The sequence below is a fragment of the Allosalinactinospora lopnorensis genome, from assembly GCF_000981225.1.
Classification (GTDB): domain Bacteria; phylum Actinomycetota; class Actinomycetes; order Streptosporangiales; family Streptosporangiaceae; genus Allosalinactinospora; species Allosalinactinospora lopnorensis.
Genome location: NZ_LAJC01000003.1, coordinates 97,054 through 118,928 on the forward strand (window position 1 = coordinate 97,054; position 21,875 = coordinate 118,928).

Genomic DNA, 21,875 nt, shown 5'->3' on the forward strand with positions numbered 1-21,875 from the left:
GTCCACCAGTGCGTGCGTCGTATTGCTGTCGAAACGTCGAAATCGCCCGTCCCACGGTAGGGCGCCGAGCGCGACGTTCGGTTCCGCGGACACCGCGGGGTTCGGTCCGCCTTTTCGGTTCGAGACCCGGCGCGGCTATGCCCGCTGCACTGCGCCGTCGCGCATGCGCTCGGCGATGTGCGCGATCTGCGCCAGCACCTCCCCGGGCGCGCGGTCCAGGTCGAGGACGTGCTGGTGGACGGCGATCCGAGTCCCGCCGTTGATGTGGTGTGCGCGTGGCCCGGCCTCGGGTCCGGACGCGTAGATCAGGTGCCCCTCCGCTAGGTCCAGCGCTGTGCAGTAGGCCAGCATCTGGTAGACGTCGGAGTCGGTGCCGCCGGTTCTGGCGGTTTTGTACTTGGCGTCGGCGACGGCCGCCGGCATCGGTCGGCCGTCGGGGCTCTGCCGGTAGTAGAGCAGGTCGGGGCGCAACGGCATGGCTCGTGCGCGGTCGAGGTGGTGCCGGGTGTCCTGGGAGGCGCAGTGGCCGCCGTAGGGGTGCAGGGCATCGGTCAGCGCCCGGGTCAGGAAGTCCTCGTAGACCTGCCACATGCGCAGCACCAGCCCCTCAGCGCGTAGGGTGCGCGCTTGGTCCAGCTCATAGGAACCGCCGCGCAGCACGAGTTCGGCCAGACCCAGCGGTGCCCGGTAGCGCGCGTTGAGGCGGCTCGCCCGCCATTCGGGCAGCGGCTGACCGGCGACCAGAGCGGTGACGCCGTCCAACCGGTGCACCACCCGGTGCAGCAGGGCCCGGGCGGTGCCGTCCAGTCGGGGCAGGCGCAGCAGCCGGCGGGCCGCTGCGAGCAGGATTCGGTTCTCCGGTGTATCGGGGGTGTAGTCGTCGTAGACGACCTCGACCGGCAGCAGGGCGCCGAATCGCCGCCGGATCTGCTCGGATTCGCGAAGGCGGCCGCGGACCACCGGCAGCGCCTCCTCAACGGTGCGGTAGCCCAGCAGTACTCCACGGGTGAGCGCGCGGTCGGCCATGCGGGCGAACGCCGAGGCGATCGCCGGCAGCAGATCGGTGTGCTCGTGGGAGTCGACGGGGTGGCGGTGCCAGTGGAGTCCGTGCTGGGCGTAGCCGAGCAGGAAGAACAGTCGCCGGATCGGGAGTTTCGGTGCGACTCGCAGCTCGACGGAGGCGTCCTTGTGGCCCACGTGGACGGCGCCGACCAGGCCCCTGTCGGCGGTGAGCGTCCAGGAGCCTCCCGAGTCGGGCCGCATCGACACCAGTTCGCACGCCGCCAGGGCGGCGGCCTGCCCGGGGCTCACCCGCACACCGGGCAGGGGAACGTACTCGACCAGTTCGATCCGGGTCATGCCTGCGGCGCCGTTCCGCCGTCCAGGCCGAGTTGCGCGCGCAGCGCCGCCAGGCCGTACAGCTCCTCGACGTCGACCCCGTCACCGTAGTGGTGCTCCTCCAGGAGAGGGAGGATCTGGTGGCGCCACACCCGTTCGAGGCCGCGCGGATGGGAGTGGACGGCCTTGCGCATCAGGTAGGAGGGGCCGATGCGGAAGTCGCGGTCGTCGATCCGGTTGTTGAGCTCGGTCAGCAGTCGTGCCGCGTCGTCGGGTAGACCGTGCCGGGCCAGCCACCGTCCCAGGACGGCGTCTGCGGGTCCGATGCTGGGGTGCAGTTCCAGGAACCAGAAGCGGCGGCGCATGGCCGCGTCGACGAGCGCGATGGAACGGTCGGCCGTGTTCATCGTCGCGAGGATGACGATGTTCTTCGGCAGGGTGAAGCCGAGACCGTTGTCGGAGCCGTAGAGCAGGTTCACCGACTTACCGCGGTACTCCAGTAGGAAGTACAGCTCGCCGAATATCTTGGCCAGGTTGCCGCGGTTGATCTCGTCGATGATCAGCACGAAGGGCTCGCCGGGGTGTTTGCGGGCGGCATCGGCGAGTATACGCAGCGGCCCGTGGGTGAGTTCGAAGGTCGCGCCCTGCCCGTCGGAGACCGGCCGGGGCCGGTAGCCCTCGAAGAAGTCCTCGTAGGAGTAGGCGGGGTGGAACTGGACGAGCTGTACGTTCTCCGGTTTGCCGCCGGTGAGGTGCCTGGCCAGTTCTTGGGCGACGTAGGTCTTTCCGGTGCCGGGCGGGCCGTAGAAGATCAGCTGCGGCTGGTCCCGCAGCAGGTCGATGCATTCCTGCACCCAGTCCTGGTCGAACAGGAGTGCCTCGGCGAGCTCGGCGTCGGCGTCAGGCAGGGAGAAGGCGCGTTCGGTGACCGGCTGCTCGGGTTCCACGCCCAGCAGTTTTTCCAGGTCGCCGACGAACTCGGTGAGGTCGATGACGACGGCGTCGGGGTTGGTCAACCGGTTCGACGCCTCCTCGGGGAGGTCGTCGGTGTAGTCGAGCGGATCGTCGGTCTTGTGCCAGGTCACCGCCCTCTGCAGGTTGGCCCGACCGCCGGTGCTGGCGGTGTAGTCGGGCGGCCCGTCGATGACGCCGATGTAGATCGAGGCTCCGTCGTTGGTCAGCACGATGTCGCCGGGGCGCATCCGTGTGAGGAAGGCGTGGTATTCCCGGGTGAGTTTGTCGCGTTCGGCGGCGCCGGCGTGGGCGTATGCGTCGTCGACCGCGGCGGCGATTTCTTCTCGGGCGCTTCCGCGGGGAACCTCCCGGAGCCGGGAGGCCGGCAGCGAACACACCCCCTGCGGCAGCCACAGGGACCGGACCAGGTTCGTGCCCTGGACGCTGGACCCGCGCACCAGCCAGGCGCGGCGCTTGGTCGTGTCCTCGGTGCCGGCTTCGGCGGTCGTGTCGGTCAGGTGCTGGGCCAGGTCGGCTTTGGTGAGGCGCCGATGGGGAACCGCGCGGCCGTTGGGGCCGGTGACACCGTCGGTTTCGAGCAGGCTGTCGGCGAGGGCGCGTTCGTCCGAGGTGGGGTGCGCGCTTTCGGGCGGCGCCCCGTTCTCGTTGAGCAGGCGGTGCCAGCCTTCGGGGCGGATGGCGTACAACCGTTGTGCCAGGAGTTCGGCGGGAACCTCCACCTGGGAGGCGAGTTCGTCCGCTTGCACCCAGGTCCCCTCCGGCAGTGCGGAGAGGAGACTCTCGGCCAGCTCGAATCTGCTCCGTTTCCCATACCAGGTCTGGTAGAGCCGGTGAAGTTCGCTGGACCAGGAGTCCGGGTCGGGGTGGCTGTGGAGGGACGCCCGCCCGGCGCCGGTGACGCACCAGGTGCCGTTGCCGTCCTTGCGCAGCCAGCCGACGTTGACCATCCCGGAGGAACGCCATTGCAGGAAGGTGAGCGGGCCACTCGTGGCACGTCCCTGAGCGGCCCAGTCGTCCTCCACGGAGGGGTGGCGCTCTTTGACGCGTTCCCACAGGGCGTCCTTGTGCATCCCTTCCCCCTCGGGCAGGTCCGCCAGGACCTCGACCGCTGTGCGGGCAATGGCGTTGTCGATCCGCTGGGTGGGGGGCATCGGGACTCTCCTAGGACAGCCGGAGGCGGGCGTAAAAAACGAGCGGGGAACCCCATGGTGCCCGAGAGGGACGACAGCTATGTCACGGAAGCGGAGAAGGCGCACGGCGGTCGTGCGATCCTCGGCTCGCACGGTGTTTCACCGTAAGCGTCGGGAGTTGATCTTTGCCGCGAGGCGCCGCAAGGTTCCGGCATCGGCCGTTGCGTCCGAGGACCCTTCGCCGGTTTCCCGCGCAGCACCCGCTGAGGGAGGCGCCGGGGTGCGGCCCTCACGGCGCAGCTGGCGGCGGATCTCCTCGCTGCGGGCACGCAGGGTTTCGTCCATGCCGGAGGAGGAATCCGGTGCCGCGGAGTCGGGGGCGGGCTCCTCGTGCGGGCCGCGGTCCGGGGCTTCGGCCCGGGTGGAAGCGTTGGGGTGTCCGGTGGAGGAGGCATTCCGCTTCTTCTGTCCGGGGGAGGGCTGCTGCGCGGTCTTCGGTGTCTTGGCCAGGGCCCTGTCCAGCTTTTTCCGGTGTGCTGCGGTGATTCCGGCGTCCGTCTCTTTGCGCAGCGCGAGCGCCTGCTCTCGGCAGCGGGCGATCCGTGCCCGGTCGCCGTTCAGAACGGCCATCTTCAGTTCGTGGACGGCGATGTCTACGCGCTCGCCCACGGGCACGGTCCCGGTTCGGAGCCGGGAGGCGGTCATGTGGCCGTCCCCGCCCACTCTCCGGGCGATGGAATCCAGGTCGGAGAAGATCCTGCGCCGCTGTTCGGGAGTGAGTCCGTTTCCGGGTTCGGTGATGAGCGCCCGCAGTTCACGCCTGAGCTGCTGCGCGTGTTTGGACTGTCCCGCCTTTGTGGCCGCGTGCCACTCCTTCAGCAGGCGTTCGGCCACCATGCGCGGTGCGGACTGGTCCTTGACCTTCTGCAGGTCGATCAGCTTGGCGCGGAACTCCTTCTGCGCGTCGCCTGGGAGGTTCGACATCTGCCGGGCGATGGCGTCGATGGCGCGGCCCGCCGCCTGCGAATCCGCGTTGTCCAGCGCGTCGCGGACGAGGCGGCGCAGCCGTTCCGGGGTGTCCTCCGCTGGGGGCTTGGGCTTGGCTGGGGTCAGGCGCAGCAGCCGCCGCTCCTTCAGGACCGGCGTGCGGATCCCCTCGCGGGTGAAGGAACATTCGGACAGGTCGTTCCAGCGGACTCGCAGGTCCCCGGTCATCGTGCCGACCTCGAATCCGCGTCCCAGATCCTCGTCCTTGAACCGGATGCGCAGTGCGTAGCCGTTGCGGTCGATCAGCTCGCCCGTGAGAGGCGGGTTTTCCTTGACGAGCCAGTCGAGCCGGTTGATCTCTCCGGCGTGCAGGAGCCGCTTCAGGTACGCGTCCAGGTTCCGGGAGAACTCGACGCAGATCGGGGGCAGGCCATCGGCCTCGCCGAGGAGCACCCGGACGCAGGTGCCGCCCGCGGCGAACTCCCCTTCGTAACGGGCGGGGCGCTCGTCCCAGCCCTGCTGTTGGAGCCAGCGGTTAACTTTCCTGCTCGCGTAGAGGTGGTCGGCGCTGTCGACTCCGCCGTGGCGGCGGGTGCACCCGTTGGAGGAGGGGTGGTGGGCGAAGTGACAGACCTTCTCCCGGTAGATCTTGTCGCTGAGCCGGCCGCCGCATCCGCCGAGCAGCGTTCCGCACCAGAATGTCCGGTCTTTGTTGCGTAGGCGGAACGACTGGGCGCCGGACTCGTCCATCGGCAGGCTGACGGGCACCTCGGATCGGGGACGGCCCACGACGGCGGTCTGGACCAGGCGGTGGTCGTCCTCCGGATGTGTTTCCCGACGCGCCATGGTCCACCGTAATCACGGCGTTTCAACGGGCGGGAGAGAGCGGCCATTGTTGGCCGATTCCGGCCGCCGACCGTACCGGATCGCCGCCGTGACGTGTTTTCCACCGCCGCTTCCCGTGATAGGGAATTTCACCGCGGTCGGTATGGATGCCTTCGGCCCTGCTCGTGAGGACTATCGGAGGGCGGAGTAGCGTGTTTCTCCGCTGCTGAGGTTCGTCAGCGGCTGGCCATCCAAATGCACTCCGAATACCACCGAGCGGTCCTGCTCAAGGGATAGCCGCAGTTCGGCGGCCAGTTTGTCCGTCCCAGTGCCTCGGGTACCAAGCCATCCGTTCGACAGCAGCGAGGCGAACTCGGTGTTGGTCAGGTACCGCTGCGCCGTGGACTCCCCCACTCTGGCACCGCCGTATGGGCCCCGTGCACCCGGGCTCGCGTGCACGGTCTCGAAATGCTCGCGGGTGAGGTACATGCCCGGGACGAGCTCGCTGGAGTTGGGTATCCGGGTCTCGGGCCTGCAGAGTTTGACGAAACACGGGGTGTCCACGAGCCGCAGGTCGGGGTGCCCGGAAGCGCTGTCCCGGTAGTTCCTGTCCGCCTTGCGCATGCGGTCCAGCTGGCCCAGGAAGTGTTCGTCTACGCGGCTGACAAGGTAGCCGCCCTGTGTTTCCTCCATCTTCTTGTACTGGATCAGTACGAAGCTGCCCTGGTGGGGGTTGTAGTAGACGAGGTCCACGCCCAGGTTGGTCTCCACACCGGTCCGGTCCACGTTGGCCACGAGAAGCGTCCGAGTCTTGTAGCGGTTGCGGAACAGGCCCCACGCCAGGTTCTCGGTGTGTTCCCGGAACCAGCCCAAGAACGTGGACTGGTCGTGAGCGATGTGCCAGCTTTCGTGTGGGGCGAGATCCCGACCGGAGAGCCCGTGGACGAAGTTCGCCCCGTTCGCGGATGGGCGCCAGTCCTTCAGGATCTCCCGGTCGATGTCGAAGGCCTCGAACAGCACCCCGACCGCGTCCCGCTCGTACGGGCGCACCGACCGGTCCGCACTCGTGGGAGGCTCGACGTCGAGCAGGCGAGTCAGGTGGTCTATGTGCTCAGCGAGATCCGAAGAGGCCGCCGCGAGCGCTTTCAGGAGCTCGCGGCCCCGTACCTCGGGGAGCGTGCCGTTTCTGTCCAGCCCGTCGCGAAACTGTCCGAGCCGCTCCTTGAGGTCTGCCACCGAGATGCGCCTCGCCGCTGGGAGGAACTCGCACACATCAAGCCGTTTCTCGAAATCCCCAGCCCTGCCGCTGGTCTCCGCGATCCCCAGACCACCGATGGTGCTCCGGGGCGGGCTGGAACTCGTGTCCAGGAAGACACAGAGGTGACGCCCGCGCTTCCAGGTTCCGCGTGGGATGGAGAACTCACCTCCGGTGCATGACCGGCTTTCCATCAGATGGTCCTGCATGATCTCGGTGAGGCTGGTGACAGCGACCGTGACCTCTTTGGGGGGCGGTGACTGCTTGGCTACCGACGCCCAAACCGCCGCGGACAGGTGGTCGAGGCCGGGTTCTTGGTTTCCGTAGGCTGCCAGCATGGTGTCGACCTCGGCCGAGGGAAGCGGCTCGTCCGGGGTTTCCCAGAAGAGGTCATCCAGGGTGGTCTGAGCAGGTTCCTGGGTGGGTCGGAACGTCTTATGGCTGGCCTTCGCCCATGCCGCGACCATGTGCGGCTCGGGGACCACGCCGGGATAGCGGCGCAGTACCGTGTCTTGCCCGGTATGGCTGGTCACGGTGAATCGCCAGCCCTGCGTCTCGTCCCATCGCAGCCGAGCCGATGGTTGCTGCTGTGAATTTTCTTCGCGGCCGGGTGAACGGAGACTGATTTCCGCGTGGCGCGATGGAACCCAGCCGAACGACGGCGGTTCGACCTGGAGGCCGTGGCGGGCCGCCGCAGCATAAACCGCCTGGATATAGGGGGTGTGGTCACTGGGTTCGCTGGGGGAACCCGTGTTTTCACCGTACTGCCGCATGCCTGCCTTCCGATGCTCCACGCCGTGGAGTATTGTCCGCCGCCGCTACGTGAGAGGAAATTCCAGCATGGCGCCGTGCGTGCGGCAAAAGCGGAAGGGGCACGGGCGGTGCGGCCCAGGGGCACGCCGAACCAGGGTACGACGGCCCCCTCCAGTACGGGATTTTGTGGTCGGCGAGCGGGGCGACGCCGGAGCGTGGGAAGCTCGCCCGGACCGGGTGGGGATGGTGGAGTGGGGCGGCTCAGCCCCGGAACCGCTGGGTCGGGAAGGAGAACGCGGGGGACTCGAAGACGGCCCACACGGTGAGGCCGCCGTCGTCGTTGGGGTCGTAGCCCCAGTCGTCGGCCACCTCGGCGACCAGGCGCAGGCCCCGCCACCCCACGGCGAGCGGATCCGGGGGCATGATCCGGGGAACGCGCTCGCGGCGAGCGGTGGTGTCGGTGGACCTGGGGCCCTGGTCGGCCACCGATACCACGACCAGGCCGGTGACCAAGGCGCTGACACTGACCCCCAGCGTGCCGCCCTCGCCGCTGCGGGTGTGCCGGCAGGCGTTGCCGAACAGTTCGGAGACGACGAGTTCGGCGTCGTCCACGATCCGCGTGTGGTCCGCGAGCGCCGCCCGCACCACCCTCCGCGCGACCGGGCAGAACGCGGCGTCACCGGGAAGCTCGTAGAACCCCGACACGGCGGTGAGCCGCCCGAGACCGGATCCGGCCCCCATCACGCCACCCCCTTCAGCCCAGCGCGCCGCTCAGCGACCAGGTTGGACCGCCGCCGCCCCGACCACTGCGGCCCGGCGAGCCGATCCGCGGCCACCGCCACCCGCGAAGCGGGAACGGCCGCCGTCCTGCCCCAGACGAACCACCACCCGCCGGTGATCCCCCGCACCAGGACCACCGCGATGACGCGGCCCCGACAGCGCACGTAGAGGACCGGGTGGGCAGTGCTTGCCAGCGCGAGGAGAGCGGTCCCACCCCGCGACCGGACAGCAGCGGCGAGAGAGGTGAGGAACTGAAACCTCTCATCACCGCGGGTTGGTGGTTCACCGCGATGAGTGATGTGAGTGGGCATGAGGAAACCTCCCACGATTCCGTCCAGGATTTGTGAGCTGGGCTGTGTTGCCAGACTCATATGATGAGTGGGATAGTTCCACTCGTCAAGCTAGTATTGGAATTATTCCAAAAAAATTGGGGAGGTCTACACTGCGACGCATGCAACGCAGCCACAGCCCGAGTGTCCGCCGTCGTAGGCTGTCCGCTCAGCTACGCCGGTACCGCGAGCAAAGCGGTAAGACGACTGGTCAGGTAGCTAAGGAACTGGGCTGGGCGCAGACAAAGGTCTCCAAGATCGAGACCGGCTTCAAGAGGACGGTCGGTCCTGCGGACCTTGACGCTCTCCTGGACTTCTATGACGTGAAGGACAGCGAGATCCGTGCCTCTTTGCATGAGTGCGCCCGTCTTGCCAAGCAGCGAGGATGGTGGGCGAAGTACCGCGATGTCTTTCAGGGGGCGCTGCCCGACTTCGAGACCGAGGCTTCAGCGATTCGCGCGTACGAGTCCCAGGTCATACCAGGTCTGCTCCAGACGCCGGAGTACGCCGAAGAGATCTTTCGGGCCAACCAAGTGCGGTCTGAAAAGGAGATCGCCCAACGAGTCACCGCACGCATGGAGCGGCAGCACATTCTCAACAGGGTGGACCCACCTGCCTATCGGGCAGTGATCGACGAAGCCGCGCTACGGCGCCTGGTGGGATCGGCGGAAGTCATGAGTACGCAGCTACGCCATGTCACTCACATGGCCGCTCGGCACAACGTCGATATCCAGGTGTTGCCGTTTTCCGAGGGGGCGCACACAGCTACCGTTGGCAGCTTTGTCATCATGGACTTTTCGAACCCGCTTGATCAGAGCATCGCCTACGTGGACACCCCGACATCCAGTCTCTATATGGAGGAAGACTTTGAACTGGAGCGATTCAACTCCATGTTTGCCGGGGCTCAGGGTGCCGCGTTGAGCCCCGCTCGATCTCTAAAGTTCATCAACGAGGTCATCGACTTCTTAGAAGAGTGAGAACAGTGTTTGATAAGCGAGTGTGGCGGAAGAGTAGCTACAGCGGGGATTCTGATAACTGTGTCGAGGTCGCGGACCTCAGCAACGCCACTGCTGTCCGCGACTCCAAGTCTCCCGGTGCCGCCGCACTAACCTTCCCCGCTGCTGAGTGGCGGGCGTTCGTCGCCGACCTCAGGCGGGAGGAGTTCGAGAACTGACCGGATGGCGAGGGCCCTCACCGGGAAGCGGATCCAGGACGGTCCGGTACGGCTCCCCGGTTTCGACGGCCTTCGCCATCGCGTCGTAGATCTCCAGAATCGTGTCCTTGGTGAGGTAGGCGCCGTGCGTCTGGAGGTCCTTCTTCTTCACGATCGGGAACGTGTCCATGATGTGCTCCACGTCGTCCCGCTCGATCCCGTACAGGTGGAAGAACGCCGCGTCCAACTCGCAGCGCAGCAGGAACCGGCGCTCCTCATCCCACACGAAGGGCGGGCCCGAATCGCCGAGATCCCGAGCGAAGGACTCCATGTCCCACACGGTGTAAGTGAGTTCGAGGACGCGGGGAGTGAGCATGATAGATAAGTTTTACTTATTTCCCATGAGGTGGGGGACTGAAAAACTCCAGGTTTCGGAAAAGGGAGCTGCCTTACATGACTGAAAGCCAAGTGGAGGCCAGCAACTTTCTGGCGTGCCGTATAATCAAAGACAAAGGAATTAAATCCTGCGAGCAATATATGACGGTAGGTGCAGTCGAAGAGTAGGAAAGTGTGGCCTACTGCGGATCTAGGTATGGCGGCTGCGATCACCGTTCGTTCATTGGTGGCGCTGGTGACGTCGCAGAAACCAGTGAGCCACTGCCCAAAGTTGCTCGCCACTTCTTCTTCAGGTACCCATGAAAGAGAGTAGGCTGGGCGGTGAGCGTCTCGATGCTCGTGCGTATCTATGTACTGTGGCTGATTCTGTCGATTTCGCGCTGTTTTGCTACGCACAATATCCGCTGCTCGATGGTCGTACATTCCGACCATCTTCGCCTCGTACAGCGGAAGCATGCGCTTCTCGCCCTTGACGAAGACGTTGCCCTCTAGTCGCCAACCTCCGGCTTCCAGGTCCTCGCGGGTGTGAAAGAGGTGGGAGTCGTCGGACATGTGGAACATGCGTCCCAAGTCAAGGTCCCACGGATTTCCGTCCCGCTTTCCGCGCTCCAAAAGAATTGTCGCGTTTTCGTAGATGCGTAGCGTGATATTCGCGTCTTGGCGGGAGCGGAAGATTGGGCAGGTTCCAGTGTTCGGGTTGAGCTTGAGGATTTCTTCCGCGCTGAGCCTGAACCGTTTGTCGACGTTGCTGAGTTCACCGGTGTCGTGCAGGAAGAATGCGAAGTCGGCCCGCTCGATGGTGATCCCGCGCCCGGCGATGGTCAGCAGGGTGAACTTCATCCTGCTGTCGACGTCCGCGAAGACCTTTTTTCGGTTCTCGAAGTCGTAGACTGTCGCCAGTACCCGCCGCTGCACGATGTCCTTGAAGAACCGTTGCGTGGTCGAGTCGGTGACGATTCCGGTCGGGACGATGATGCCGAGTCTGCTGCGCGGGTGCAGTAGCTCTTTGCCGTGCTCGGTGAAGACAGCGTAGGTGTTTACTGTCCCAACACCGGTGAGCGGGTAGCGTCCTGATTCGCGCAGGAACCGGGCTTCGCCGTCGCTGCGGAGCTTGGCCTCGTGGAACTCGCGCAGCAGGAACGCGCCCTCCTCGCTGTCGCCCAGGGTCTTGATGAGTGCTTCGCGTTTTGCCTTGTTCGGGGCATTGGCGATCTCCGGATCCCGCGAGGCGAAGAACTCCTTCTCCTGGAGTTTCACCCGCTCCCACGGCGGGTTCCCCAGTACGCAGGTGAATCCGCCTTGCCATCCGGTTTCCGGGTTGTAGTCGCCCCGCTCGTCGTCGATGCCGGGGAAGACTTCGGGGAACTCCAGGTGCCAGTGGAAGAACTGGTAGCGGCGGTCCAGGTCGGTGAGCTGTTTCTCCTGCTCTTTCGACAGTGAGCCCGTGCCGTCCCGGAGTCCCCACAGGGTGGCGTTGGTGATGGCGGCGGGGGCGTCGGGGCGCTTGGGCCACACGAATGCGGCGCACCAGGCGTCGGCCGCTCGCTCTTTCTGTCGTTTCTCCGGGGACTGGTCGAGTTCGCGCAGCCGCCGGGCCTGCTCGCGGATGCCGGCCAGGCCGGGCCTGGTGGTCTGGTTGACCTTGCGGGCGGCTTCGGCGAGCTTCACGTTGCTGGTGAAGCCTTCACCGGCCGTGAGCAGGCTGGCCTGCCCGGTCTCGCGTTCCTTCCGGTTCTGCTTCCTCAGTACCCCGACGAACTTCTGGTCGTCCCCCTCCAGCGCTTTGAATGCCCCGTCCGGAAGTCCGTCCTTCAGCAGCTTCGGCGTGGTCCCCAGCAGGGCGTTGCCGACCTTGATGTGCGGGTCCAGGAACGCCAGGGGCTTTCCGGGCTCCAGGGAGGCCAGCCACAGCGACACTTTGGTCAGCTCCACGGCCAGCGGGTTCAGATCCACGCCGTAGACGCAGTTGCGCACCACGTCGGGCATGGCCTTGGTGATCGCGTCCGGGGTGGGTTCCTCGTCCCCGGCCTCCAGCACCGCGTAGGCCCGCGCGATCCGCCGGGCCGCCGCCACCAGGAAGTGCCCCGAACCGCAGGCCGGGTCGCACACGGTGATCTTGAGCAGGTCGGCCGGGACCCCGCTCTTGGCGTACTCCCGGATCACCGGGTCCAGGGCGCTGTCCAGCAGCGTCTCCACCAGGGGACTCGGCGTGTAGTAGGAGCCGGTGGTCTTGCGGTCGTTACCAGCCGCCTCCTTCAGCTCGAACACCTTGTTGGTGGAATCCGGGTAGGGAATGAGCTCCAGCAGGGACTCGTAGATGGAGCCCAGCTCCTCGGCGTCCAGGTGCTGGTAGTCCACCCGCTGCCAGCGGCCGCCGTCGTCCTTCACCCGGGTGAGGTGGCGCACCGCCGCGAGCAGCCGCCGGTTGGCCAGTGTCACCCGCGGGTCGCGCAGCAGCTCCGGCCGGGCCGTCCCCGCGTCACCGTCCTCGCCGCTCTCCTCCAGCGCCCCGGCGGTGAAGTACAGCCCGCCCAGCGGCGGCAGCGCCAGCTCCGGGCGGCCCTCGTCTGCGCCCAGCGCGTCCAGCACGATGACCAGGGTGCGCCACAGGTCATCGTGCCGGTCACCCAACCGTTCCGACGCGATCCGGCGCAGCCGATCGGTGGAGAAGTAGGTGCGGTAGCGGACCTCCGCGGCCCGCTGTTTCCGCTTCGCCTCTTCGATCTGCTCGGGCGTCGCCGTTTTCCTGGTCTCGTCGTCCATGAACGCCTTGGGGTCGAGCAGCGCCCCCTTGTCCTCGGCGACGAACAGGAACAGCACCTGGTAGGCCAGCCGCAGCAGCTCGTTGCGCAGGTCGTAGCGGGACACCTCGCCCGTGCGCAGTTTCTCCCGCAGATGCGGATTGTCCTCCAGGAACCCGGTGCCCAGCTCCTCCAGGGCCGCTTTCAGGCCGTCGCGGAGCTTGTCGCGGAACCGGACGCCGGTCCGGTCGCCCTCGGTGCGCCACTTCTCCAGCCAGCAGTCCGCCGCACTCGGCGTGACCGATGCGGCGCCCTCCTCCTCGGCGCCCTCCGGCGTGTGCGGCTCGAACCGGGAGGCGTGGGCCAGCGCGAACAGCAGCACGAAGTCGGAGTACAGCTCGCCCTCGAAGATCGACTCCAGGTCGAACTCGATGAACGCCGCCTCCGACAGCGACGCCGCGTCCCTCAGGATGCGCAGCTTCTGGCCGTTGCTGACGATGCCCCACAGGTGGTGGTCGCTGGCGTTGAGGAACTCCTGCAGCATCGACTGCGGGGCGCGGTCACCGCCGGAGCCGCCGTTGCCACCGCGTTTCTTGTCCAGGTCGCGCCCCCAGGCCACCAGGTGTATGGGCACGCTGCCCCACACGTGGCTGACGGGGAACGCGCGGCCGCCGGCGTCCAGGTTGGCACGCTGGTGCTGGAGCCGGCCGAAACTGAGAGCGTCGAACAGTGGCAGCAGCCAGCGGTTGCGGGTCAGGGAGACGGCGGACTCGTCCGGCCCCGCATTCGCCAGGCGCTTTTGAAACGCCTGGTAGGCGCCCAGCAGTTCGTCCCAACGCCGGCTGGCGGCCTCCCCCAAACGGCGTCCGGAAGTCATGCCGTAGTCCTCGGGCCGCAGGCCCTTCAGGTCGGGATCGCCCGCACCGATCCGGCCGATCAGGTCGGCGGTCAGCAGCGACCCCACCACGCGGACAGCCGAGTACCGCTGGGTGCTCACGGTGCTCGCCGTACTCGTACCTGCCGTGTTCACTGCGCGCCTCCGGCCGGAAGGTAGACGTAGGCGCCGAGCACGTCGGCGCGGTCGTGGGGGACGAGCTTCAGCCCGCGCACGCGGGCCTCGGCGGACCTGCGGACGTTGTGGTGGGCTTGGCGCAGTTCCTCAGCGAGGTCGGCGCCCAGCGCATCCAGGTCGGGCTGCACGGTGTCGAGTTCGTCGACGGCGCGCCGGGCCTGCTTGGCCACCTGTTCGGGCAGCAGGTTGCCGTCCGGGGACGACGCCAGCAAATCGGCGACCTCGTCCTCGCCCAGCCATTCCCGTTCACCGCCTTCGCCGGGCCGGTAGCCCGTGACCCGGGCCTCCTCGACCACCGTGGTGCGGGGGGTGCCGCGGCCGGGCAGGGTGAGCAAGAACCGGTAGCGCACCAGCAGCAGCACGGTGCGGATGGCCACCCGGGAGCTGCGGGTGACGCCCAGGCGCTTGGCGACCGGCACCGTCTCCGGTTTGGGATCCAGCGCCGCCTCCAGGACATAGCGGGCCAGCGCCCGTACGGCGGGGTCAGTGCGCAGCAGCACGTGTTCACGCGGGCCCGCGGGCAGGTCGCGGCGGAACACCAGGTCCTTCTTGGCGTCGTCCGGTACGTCCAGTGCGGCGCGCGCCCCCGGCGGCAGCGGATGCGGGGTGACCGTGAGCACCTCGTCGCCGAGGGCGGCGGGGGCGCCGAGGGCGGCCAGGGAGTCGCGGACGAACGCGGCGATGTCACCGGGGCGGCCCAGCGCGTCGCGCGCCGCCGGCGCCAGACGTGCCAACTCCTCCTCGACGTCGGAGAGGTCCATGCCGGACTGGGCGAACTTCGTGATCCGCTTGGACTCCTTCTCCGATAGCAGCTCCCACTCGCGGTCCAGTCTCTCGCGGGCCCGGGTGATGCCGAGGTCGAGTTCGAGCTGGTCGGCCTGCTGCCCTCGGATGAGTACCCCCTCGACCAGGGCCTGCAGCACCGAGTCGCTGGAGCTGGGCACGGGCACCGCCACGCCGGTCTGCGCGGCGATGGTGCGGTGCTTCCTGATCAGCACGTCGAGCACCAGGCCGTCGATGCCGTTGTCGATGCCGTAGAGGGTGACGGCGCGCACCCGGTCGGCCCGCTGGCCGAACCGGTCCACCCGGCCCTCGCGCTGCTCGTGGCGGGTGGGGTTCCACGCCAGGTCGTAGTGGACCACCGCGCGGAAGTGCTCCTGCAGGTTCACGCCTTCGGACAGGCAGTCGGTGGCCACCAGCACGTGGCGGCCCTCCGCGCCGGTGAGCTCCTCGATGCGGGCGACCCGTTCGGCCGGGGGAAGCTCCCCGGTGACCGGCGCCACGGCGTGGTTCTTCTTCAGCGCATTGCGCAGCTCCTCGGCCACGTAGTGGGCGGTGGGGATGTAGCGGCAGAACACGATCGGGTCGTAGCCGTCGGCGAGGAGGTCCTTGACCGTCTTGACGACCAGTTTCAGCTTGGTGTCGTGTTGCGGGCCGCGCAGGGTCTCGGCGCGCTTGGCCAGGTCGGCGAGTCGGCGCTTCTCCTTGGCGGAGAGCGTCTCCTCGTCGGCGTCGGCGCCCGGGGTGGCGTCCACACCCTCCATGGCCTCGTCGTCGGCGAGGTCCAGCACGGTCGAGCGCGCCAGATCATCGGCCTCGCTCTCGCTCTCGGCGTGGGTGGCGGCCGAGCGGGCGCGCAGGGTGGCGGCCGCGGCGGCGGGAGAGGAGGCGACCGAGCGCAGCAGCGCCAGCGCCGACCACCAGCGCACCCGCTGCTGCACCCCGCTGCCGCGGGAGCCCCGCACACTCTCGCGGGCGTAGGTGAGGATGTCGGCGTTGAACTCGGCGTAGGCCGGGCTCATCTCGTAGTCGGCGTCCCGGGTCTCGCGGTCCTTGGGGAAGGGGGTGTCCTCGCCGATGTAGCGGCGGATGTCGTTGCGGCGGCGCTGGACGAAGTGCCGGGCCAGCAGGTCGCGGCCCTTGCGGCTGGTGAAGTCCACCTCGGCGAGTTCCGGCTTGAGCAGGCCGATCAGGTCGCGAAAGGCGTCCTCCTTGCCGCTGTGCGGAGTGGCGGTGACCAGCAGCAGGTGGCGGGAGGCGTCCTTGGCCACGCCCTTGAGGAGCTCGTGGCGGTGCTGGCGCTGGCCGGTGCCCGAGGCACTGACGCAGGTGTGCGCCTCGTCGACGATGACCAGGTCGGGACAACTGCGCAGGAACTGGGCGCGGCGGTGCTCGGCCTTGATGAAGTCGGTGGAGACGATCGTGTACGGATACACCTCGAACAGCGACTGGTCGGTGCGCAGCGGACGCTCCAGGCGGCGCACCGTGGACGGCAGCACCAGTTGCGCCTCGATGCCGAACTTGTCGCGCAGCTCGGCCTGCCACTGCTCGGCGAGGGCGGGCGAGCACAGCACCGTCAGGCCGCGCGCCTCGCCGCGCTCCAGTAGTTCCTTGGCGATCAGCCGGCCTCGACGGTCTTGCCGATACCGACGTCGTCGGCGATCAGCATCCGCACGGTTTCCATCCGCAGCGCCATGAGCAGCGGAACGAACTGGTACTGGCGCGGTTCCACCCCGATCGACCCGAGCGCTCGGAACGGCCCGGCCGTGGAGGTGAACCCGACGCGCATGGCGGTGCGCAGCAGCCCCGCGGAAACGTGGTCGCCGATGTGCTCGGGGCGGGTGGAGGGGCGCGGGAAATCGGCCGGCTCCACCTCGGAGGGGAAGAGGAGAGCGGTGTAGGCGTCGTCGCCGTTGAGCGGCCGGGCCACGACGAACGTGTCGTCGGAGGGCGGCAGCACCACCCATTCGCGGCCGCGGCCGCGCACCAGGGAACCGGGCTCGAACGTCGTGGCGGTGGCGGTGGTGCTCACAGGGCGCCACCTCCCGAAGGATGGGTCACGGAGTCTACCTCGCGGTCGTTGATCAGGGGTGTGGAACAACCCTAAGGACTTCCTCCGACACGAGTGCGGAGAACGGGGAAGGCACGGTCGTCACCGGCCGGGGCCGAAAACGCTGGGGTTGGCGGCGACCACACTGCGCCAGTCGGCGTCGTGGGAAAAGCGCACCACCAGCCAGCCGAGGTCCTCCAGGCGGTATTCGGCCTGGAGGTCGCGCATGGCCTGGTGGGCGGTGTCGTGGTGCGGGCCGTCGACGAACACGGCCACGTCGGAGCCGTTCAGCCGGTACACGAAGTCGGGCCGGGCCAGCGCTTCGGCGACGGTCACCTGGGCGTCGTCGGGCACCCGGTACCCGCCGTCGCGCAGCATCGCCAGGAACTCCCGCTCCAGGCCGCTCTCGGCGGTCCGGTCCAGGTCGGCGAGCTGCTCCTCGGCGCTCGAGGCGTCGCCGCCGGCGGATTCGGTGCGGCCGCCGGCCAGGGCCAGCAGCAGCTCGACCGCCGAGAGCCGGTCGATCAGGGTGTGGTCCTTCTGGTTGGTGTAGGAGAGCAGGCAGTCGTAGCAGCCGCGTTCGCAGCGTTCGGTGGTGCCTTCGGCGTGTCCGAGGTCGGTGCCGTCGGCCTCGGCGTGGATGATGCTCAGCGCTTCCTCGGCGACCCGGGCCAGGGTGGCGCTCTCGTCGCGGAGGCGGCGCAGCACCCCCGCTCCGCCTTCGGCGCTCTCGATGAAGAGCATGCGGCCGCGGCCCTGCGGGTCGGGCAGGTCCTCGCTGGTCAGCTCGGCGTCCTCCAGTTGGAACACGGCCTCCATGCCGCGCTCCAGCGCATAGCGCAGCGTGACCGCCTGCTCGTTGCTCAGGGGCGTGGACCAGCGCAGCAGGAGGATGTTCTTGCTGTCCTCGACGTAGGGGATGACCTTGGCGACCTTCTTCGCGTCGGAGAACGACCCCAGCCCCTCCTCGTCGGGGACGTTCTCGGTAGCCTTGGCCTCGCTCAGCCAGCGGCCGGTGACCGGGTCGATCCAGAAGCCGACGTCGTTGCGGTCGCGGCGGCGGCGACGGCCCATGTTGATGACGCGCACGGTGGCGGTGTCGCCGTAGACCAGCTCGGCGAGGTCGGACCCGCCGGTGTCCTTGACCGTGGCGGCCGAGCGGCCCGAGCGGGCGCCGTGGTCGGAGAACCGGAATGCGGTGCGCAGCTCGAACCCGGCGCGGCGGCGTTCCTCCTCATCGGAGGAAATGCGCTGGCGGCGCACGGTGAACACCGTCTCCAGCCGCATCAGGTCCGACATGGTGGAACTCAGCGGTTGCCCGCACTCCTGGCACTCGTCGGTTCCGGCCTGGCGGTCGTGCCAGTAGCCGCACGCACCGCAGATACGCGCCTCGGCGGTGCTGAGGTCGCCGCCGTCGGTGGGCACCTGGACGCTGGTGACCTCGTAGCGCTGGCCCTCGTGGTAGATCAGCGCACCGGGGCCGAACTCCGAGACCGCGATGAAGCGCGGGCGCTGCAGGTAGGTGCCGCGTTCCCGGCGGGCTGGGATGTAGGCGGCCAGCGGCAGGCGCGGGAAGGAGTAGCCGGGCAGGAACCCCTCGGAGGCGAAGTAGCGGTAGGTGTAGAAGTCGCTGAACTGGTGGTTCTTGTCCTGGTTGAGCAGGAGCTGCTGCTGGGTCTCGGCGTGGGTGCGCCGCGCCTTGGCCTCGTTGCGCACGCGCGGGCTGTTGGAGGTGTCGATGACGTGCCGGTTCTGGGTGCGCTGCTCGGTGAGCGCGGCCTCGTAGAGCCCGCGCCACCGATCGCAGACGCGGTCGAGGCGCCCGGGCGCGGCCCGGACGACGTCGGCCACCCATTCGTCGTACCACCACGGGCTGTCCTCGACGCCGGTGTCGGCCAGCACCGCCCGGGCCCGGTCGACGGCGCGGCGCTGGGCGCCGGGGTCGTGGATGGTGCTGGTGATGTGCGGGCGCAGCCGCAGTGACGGCAGGGTGTCGGGTTCGGCCGAGACGTCCAGGACCTCGCCCATGCCGCTGTTGAGGTGGGCGCCGGTCTCGGCCAGCCAGATCGCCTGGACGTGGGAGCGCACCAGGTCCTCGTTGGCCAGGTCGAGGCGGGGCGGCTCGACGCTGCCGGCCACCATGCGGTCCGACCGGCGGAAGTAGTACTGGTCGTGGGCGCTGCCGGTGGAGCAGTAGGTGGTGACCAGGGCGGGCTGGCCGCTGCGGCCGGCGCGACCCGAACGCTGGGCGTAGTTGGCCGGGGTGGGCGGGACGTTGCGCATGCCCACGGCGTTCAGTGAGGAGATGTCCACGCCGAGCTCCATCGTCGGCGAGCAGAACATCAGCTTCAGCGTGCCCTCACGGAACGCCTGCTCGCGTTCCCGCCGGTCGTCGGCGGGCACCTGGGCGGTGTGCTCCTTGGCCTGCAGGCGGCGGAACCGGTCCGAGCCGGCGCGGTAGAGGTCGCGGAAGTAGGCGTTGACGTGGGCTCCGGTCTCCTCGTCGACGACCTTGCGCAGCGGGTCGGAAACGCCGGTCTCCCCGGTTCCGGCCCGCCAGATCAGGGCCGAGGACTTCAGCCGGTAGCCGGTCGCCGCGCGCTTCTCCTCGATCGGCGTGAGCAGCCCCAGCCCGGCCAGTACGGCCACCAGGTCGTCGATGACCAGTTGGGCGTCGTCGAGGGAGACGGCGCCCGCGACAGCGTGGGAGAACCGGCCGGGGTGGCGCAGGTAGCGGCCGAACGCGCCGCGGGCGGTGATGTGCTTATCGGTGCGCGCCCTTCCCGCACGGCCCGGTCCGGTGTAGACGGTGCCGGGCTGCACCCGGTCCTCGCCCGGGGACAGCGCCCAGGGATCGCGCAGGGACTGGTTGGACTGGCGCTCCAGGCGCTCATAGCCGACCTGGGTGAACACCTCGACGTCGACGGCCAGAGCCCGGCGGAACTCGTCCAGCAGGATCTTGGCCAGGTGGTGGCGTAGTTCGGGCGGCGCGTCCCGCAGCAGGGCCGAGACGTCCTGATCGGTGCCGGGGCGCTTGTGCCAGCACTCCTCGTCTTCGGAGATCTCGGTCAGGTCAGCGTAGTCGAACCGGAGCAGGCCGGTCTGCTCCAGGTTGGGCATGGTGACCCGCCAGCCGTCCTTGAGGTCGGTGTAGACGCGGTAACCCACGACGTTGCGCAGAGCCGTGAGGACCGCCTCCTTCTGGGAGAACTTCGCCCCGGGGTCCTGGGCGAACTCGGTCAGCGGCAGGTCCAGCACCTCGGTGACGCGTTCGGCGACGGTGTCGTGGCGCAGGCCCTTCTCACCCGCCTGTTCGGCGGCGCGGTGCAGGGCCGCCCGCACCTGGGCCACCTGGCGAAGTCGTTGAAGTGGCCGGCCTGCAGCGAGGCGTCCTGCCGGTTGTCGACGAAGGTGAGCAGTTTGCGGGCCTGGGGGTCGAGGCCATGCTGGCTCTCCAGTCCGTGCACGACGCTGCCGCTGACCAGGGTCACCGCCGAGCTGCGGCCTTCGGCGGCGAAGGTCGCCAGCTTGGCGAAGTCCTTGGAGCGCGGCTCTTCGTAGGAGGTGCGGCAACGCAGGCAGAACCGGAACGGGGCCTGCACGTACCAGGCGCGCAAACCCTCGCCGGGGGCGGTCTCGCGCCCGGCGGCGTCGATCCACTTCTCCTGGGGCAGCTTGTCGCGGAAGCGCGACAGCACCTGGCCGGCGCCGTCGTCGCCCACGGACCACCAGGAGTCGGGCAGGCGCTGGGCCTCGATCGGGTCGGCGGGCCAGGGGTGGTCGTCGCTGACGTAGAGGTAGCCGTTGACGTCGTTGCCGCCTCCGGCGTCCTGGTCCTGACGGGCGGCGTAGGAGGGGGCGGTGGTGGTGCTGGTGGAGCGCGCCACGACGATGTACTCCTGGCCGCACTCGCGGCAGAACGCCAGCGGCAGCAGGACCTTGTCGCGCCGCCCCGGCACGCTGACCTGGTACTTGCCGGTGATGTAGCGGTCTGCGGGCGGATCCAGGCTCACATACACAGTGTCGCCCTTGGACAGGAACTGATGCAGGCGGAACGCGAACAGGGGCCGGTTCGTCTCCGGATGGCGGGCGCGGGCCCCCTGCTGCAACATCTCCCGGATGGCCGCCTCGCAGCGGTCGTCGCCGGTGATCTCGGCGAGGGCTCGGGCGGCGTCGGTAGGGTGGTCGGCCTGCTGCGCACCAGGCGCGCAGGGAGCCCGGGCTCCTCGGCGTCCTCCTCGGCCAGGCCGAAGGCGGACTCGATCCACCCGGCCAGCGGATCCGCCGCCAGCTCGGCGTAGTCGCGCTCGGTACCGGGCGTGAGCGCGGTCTCGACGGCGGCCCGCAGATCGGCGGCCGAGGGGGCGTGCGCGGTGGTGTTGCGGCGCAGGGTCTCGCCGATGACGCGTTCGGGCTTGACATCCGTACCGAAGAGCCGGGAGGCGACGTCGGCCACCGTGCGGCGGGTCTCGGCGAAGGTGCGGCTGGAGGCCATGGTCGCCGAGGTGCCGATGCACTGCAGGTCCGGTGCGTCGCACGCGTCGCGCAGCCGGCGCACCAGCAGGGCCACGTCGGCGCCCTGGCGGCCCCGGTAGGTGTGCAGCTCGTCCAGCACCAGGAAGTCCAGTCCCTGGGCCGCTTTCAGCAGCTGCTCCCGCTCGTGCGGGCGGGTGAGCAGATACTCCAGCATCACGTAGTTGGTGAGCAGGATGTCCGGAGGGCGCTTGAACACCTGGTCACGCTGCTCCTGGTCCTCCTGACCGGTGTAGCTGGCGAAGCGCACCTTCTGGCCGCCGCGGGACAGCCCCCACGTGAGGTACTTGGTGAGCTCGTGGTGCTGGCTGTTGGCCAGGGCGTTCATGGGGTAGACCACGACCGCCTTGATCCGGCCGGGGCGGGGGTCGCGCAGCACCTGGTCCACGACCGGCAGGATGTAGGCCAGGCTCTTGCCGGATCCGGTGCCGGTGGTCAGGACGTAGCTGTCCCCGGTCTTGGCGGCCTCCAGCGCCTCGCGCTGGTGCCGGTGCAGGGTCAGCGAGCGTGCGCCTGGGTCCTCCGCATGCTTCTTGTCGCGGAAGAAGCGCTCGCATTCGGGGCGGAGCAGGCCGTCGGCGGCGAGTTCGTCGACGGTGCCGCCGGACTCGAAACCGGGGTTGAGGGAGAGCCACGGATCGGGCCAGCGGACCTTGTTCTCCTCTTCCTCCTTCAGATAATCGGCGGTCCTCTGATCACGGACCTTGACCAGCGAACTCGTGTACTCGCTGTAGTCGTCGATCAGTTCCTTGTGAACAGAGAAGACGTCCATTGCCAT

At 68.5% G+C, this 21,875-nt stretch carries 15 protein-coding genes; 2 read left to right on the top strand and 13 right to left on the bottom strand.

The window, feature by feature from the left end; translation table 11 throughout:
- Nucleotides 1-135: 135 nt before the first annotated feature.
- From VS93_RS02240 to VS93_RS02265, 6 genes are all read right to left on the bottom strand, one after another.
- Nucleotides 136-1,359 carry an McrC family protein gene (locus tag VS93_RS02240; RefSeq protein WP_046468353.1) on the bottom strand — a complete coding sequence of 408 codons (1,224 nt, stop codon included), beginning with the start codon at nt 1,357-1,359 and terminating at the stop codon, nt 136-138.
- Nucleotides 1,356-3,464 (bottom strand): McrB family protein, encoded by a 2,109-nt coding sequence (locus VS93_RS02245; RefSeq protein WP_052745460.1) that lies wholly within the window; start codon nt 3,462-3,464, stop codon nt 1,356-1,358. Before VS93_RS02245 ends, VS93_RS02240 begins: the two co-directional genes overlap by 4 nt.
- Before the next feature lie 138 nt (nt 3,465-3,602).
- Nucleotides 3,603-5,276, bottom strand: coding sequence for a competence protein CoiA family protein (locus VS93_RS02250; protein ID WP_046468354.1), 1,674 nt, complete (start codon nt 5,274-5,276; stop codon nt 3,603-3,605).
- Between the two features lie 171 nt (nt 5,277-5,447).
- Complete coding sequence (locus VS93_RS26590) at nt 5,448-7,283, bottom strand: DUF6292 family protein (protein ID WP_236700285.1); 1,836 nt, start codon at nt 7,281-7,283, stop codon at nt 5,448-5,450.
- 241 nt (nt 7,284-7,524) lie between these two features.
- Nucleotides 7,525-8,004 carry an ATP-binding protein gene (locus VS93_RS02260; protein WP_046468355.1) on the bottom strand — a complete coding sequence of 160 codons (480 nt, stop codon included), beginning with the start codon at nt 8,002-8,004 and terminating at the stop codon, nt 7,525-7,527.
- Nucleotides 8,004-8,354: a hypothetical protein gene (locus VS93_RS02265; RefSeq protein ID WP_236700286.1), complete on the bottom strand. Its 351-nt coding sequence runs from the start codon at nt 8,352-8,354 to the stop codon at nt 8,004-8,006. Before VS93_RS02265 ends, VS93_RS02260 begins: the two co-directional genes overlap by 1 nt.
- Nucleotides 8,355-8,494: 140 nt before the next feature.
- Here VS93_RS02265 and VS93_RS02270 point away from each other — a divergent pair, with 140 nt between their 5' ends.
- Both VS93_RS02270 and VS93_RS27540 read left to right on the top strand, forming a co-directional pair.
- A complete protein-coding gene (locus VS93_RS02270) occupies nt 8,495-9,349 on the top strand; it encodes a helix-turn-helix domain-containing protein (RefSeq protein ID WP_046468356.1) in 855 nt (284 codons plus the stop codon).
- A gap of 20 nt (nt 9,350-9,369) precedes the next feature.
- The gene (locus tag VS93_RS27540; RefSeq protein ID WP_394298780.1) at nt 9,370-9,546 is read left to right on the top strand and encodes a DUF397 domain-containing protein; all 177 of its coding nucleotides are present in this window, start codon (nt 9,370-9,372) and stop codon (nt 9,544-9,546) included.
- Here the strand turns inward: VS93_RS27540 and VS93_RS30880 are convergent.
- From VS93_RS30880 to VS93_RS30185, 7 genes are all read right to left on the bottom strand, one after another.
- Nucleotides 9,521-9,715: a hypothetical protein gene (locus VS93_RS30880; RefSeq protein ID WP_046468357.1), complete on the bottom strand. Its 195-nt coding sequence runs from the start codon at nt 9,713-9,715 to the stop codon at nt 9,521-9,523. The two genes, VS93_RS27540 and VS93_RS30880, sit on opposite strands and share 26 nt — an antisense overlap.
- Nucleotides 9,694-13,659 carry an Eco57I restriction-modification methylase domain-containing protein gene (locus tag VS93_RS02280; protein WP_236700287.1) on the bottom strand — a complete coding sequence of 1,322 codons (3,966 nt, stop codon included), beginning with the start codon at nt 13,657-13,659 and terminating at the stop codon, nt 9,694-9,696. The genes VS93_RS30880 and VS93_RS02280 overlap by 22 nt, the downstream gene beginning before the upstream one ends.
- A gap of 29 nt (nt 13,660-13,688) precedes the next feature.
- Entirely contained in the window at nt 13,689-16,088 is a 2,400-nt protein-coding gene (locus VS93_RS02285) for a helicase-related protein (RefSeq protein WP_201776523.1), read from the bottom strand.
- Nucleotides 16,089-16,132: 44 nt separating this feature from the next.
- On the bottom strand, nt 16,133-16,546 hold the full coding sequence (locus VS93_RS30170) for a hypothetical protein (protein ID WP_201776524.1): 414 nt from the start codon (nt 16,544-16,546) through the stop codon (nt 16,133-16,135).
- Nucleotides 16,547-16,666: 120 nt separating this feature from the next.
- On the bottom strand, nt 16,667-19,915 hold the full coding sequence (locus VS93_RS30175; RefSeq protein ID WP_201776525.1) for a helicase-related protein: 3,249 nt from the start codon (nt 19,913-19,915) through the stop codon (nt 16,667-16,669).
- A complete protein-coding gene (locus VS93_RS30180) occupies nt 19,804-20,577 on the bottom strand; it encodes a hypothetical protein (RefSeq protein ID WP_201776526.1) in 774 nt (257 codons plus the stop codon). Before VS93_RS30180 ends, VS93_RS30175 begins: the two co-directional genes overlap by 112 nt.
- Nucleotides 20,574-21,869, bottom strand: a complete 1,296-nt coding sequence (locus VS93_RS30185) for a DEAD/DEAH box helicase (RefSeq protein ID WP_201776527.1) — start codon at nt 21,867-21,869, stop codon at nt 20,574-20,576. Before VS93_RS30185 ends, VS93_RS30180 begins: the two co-directional genes overlap by 4 nt.
- Nucleotides 21,870-21,875: the final 6 nt, after the last annotated feature.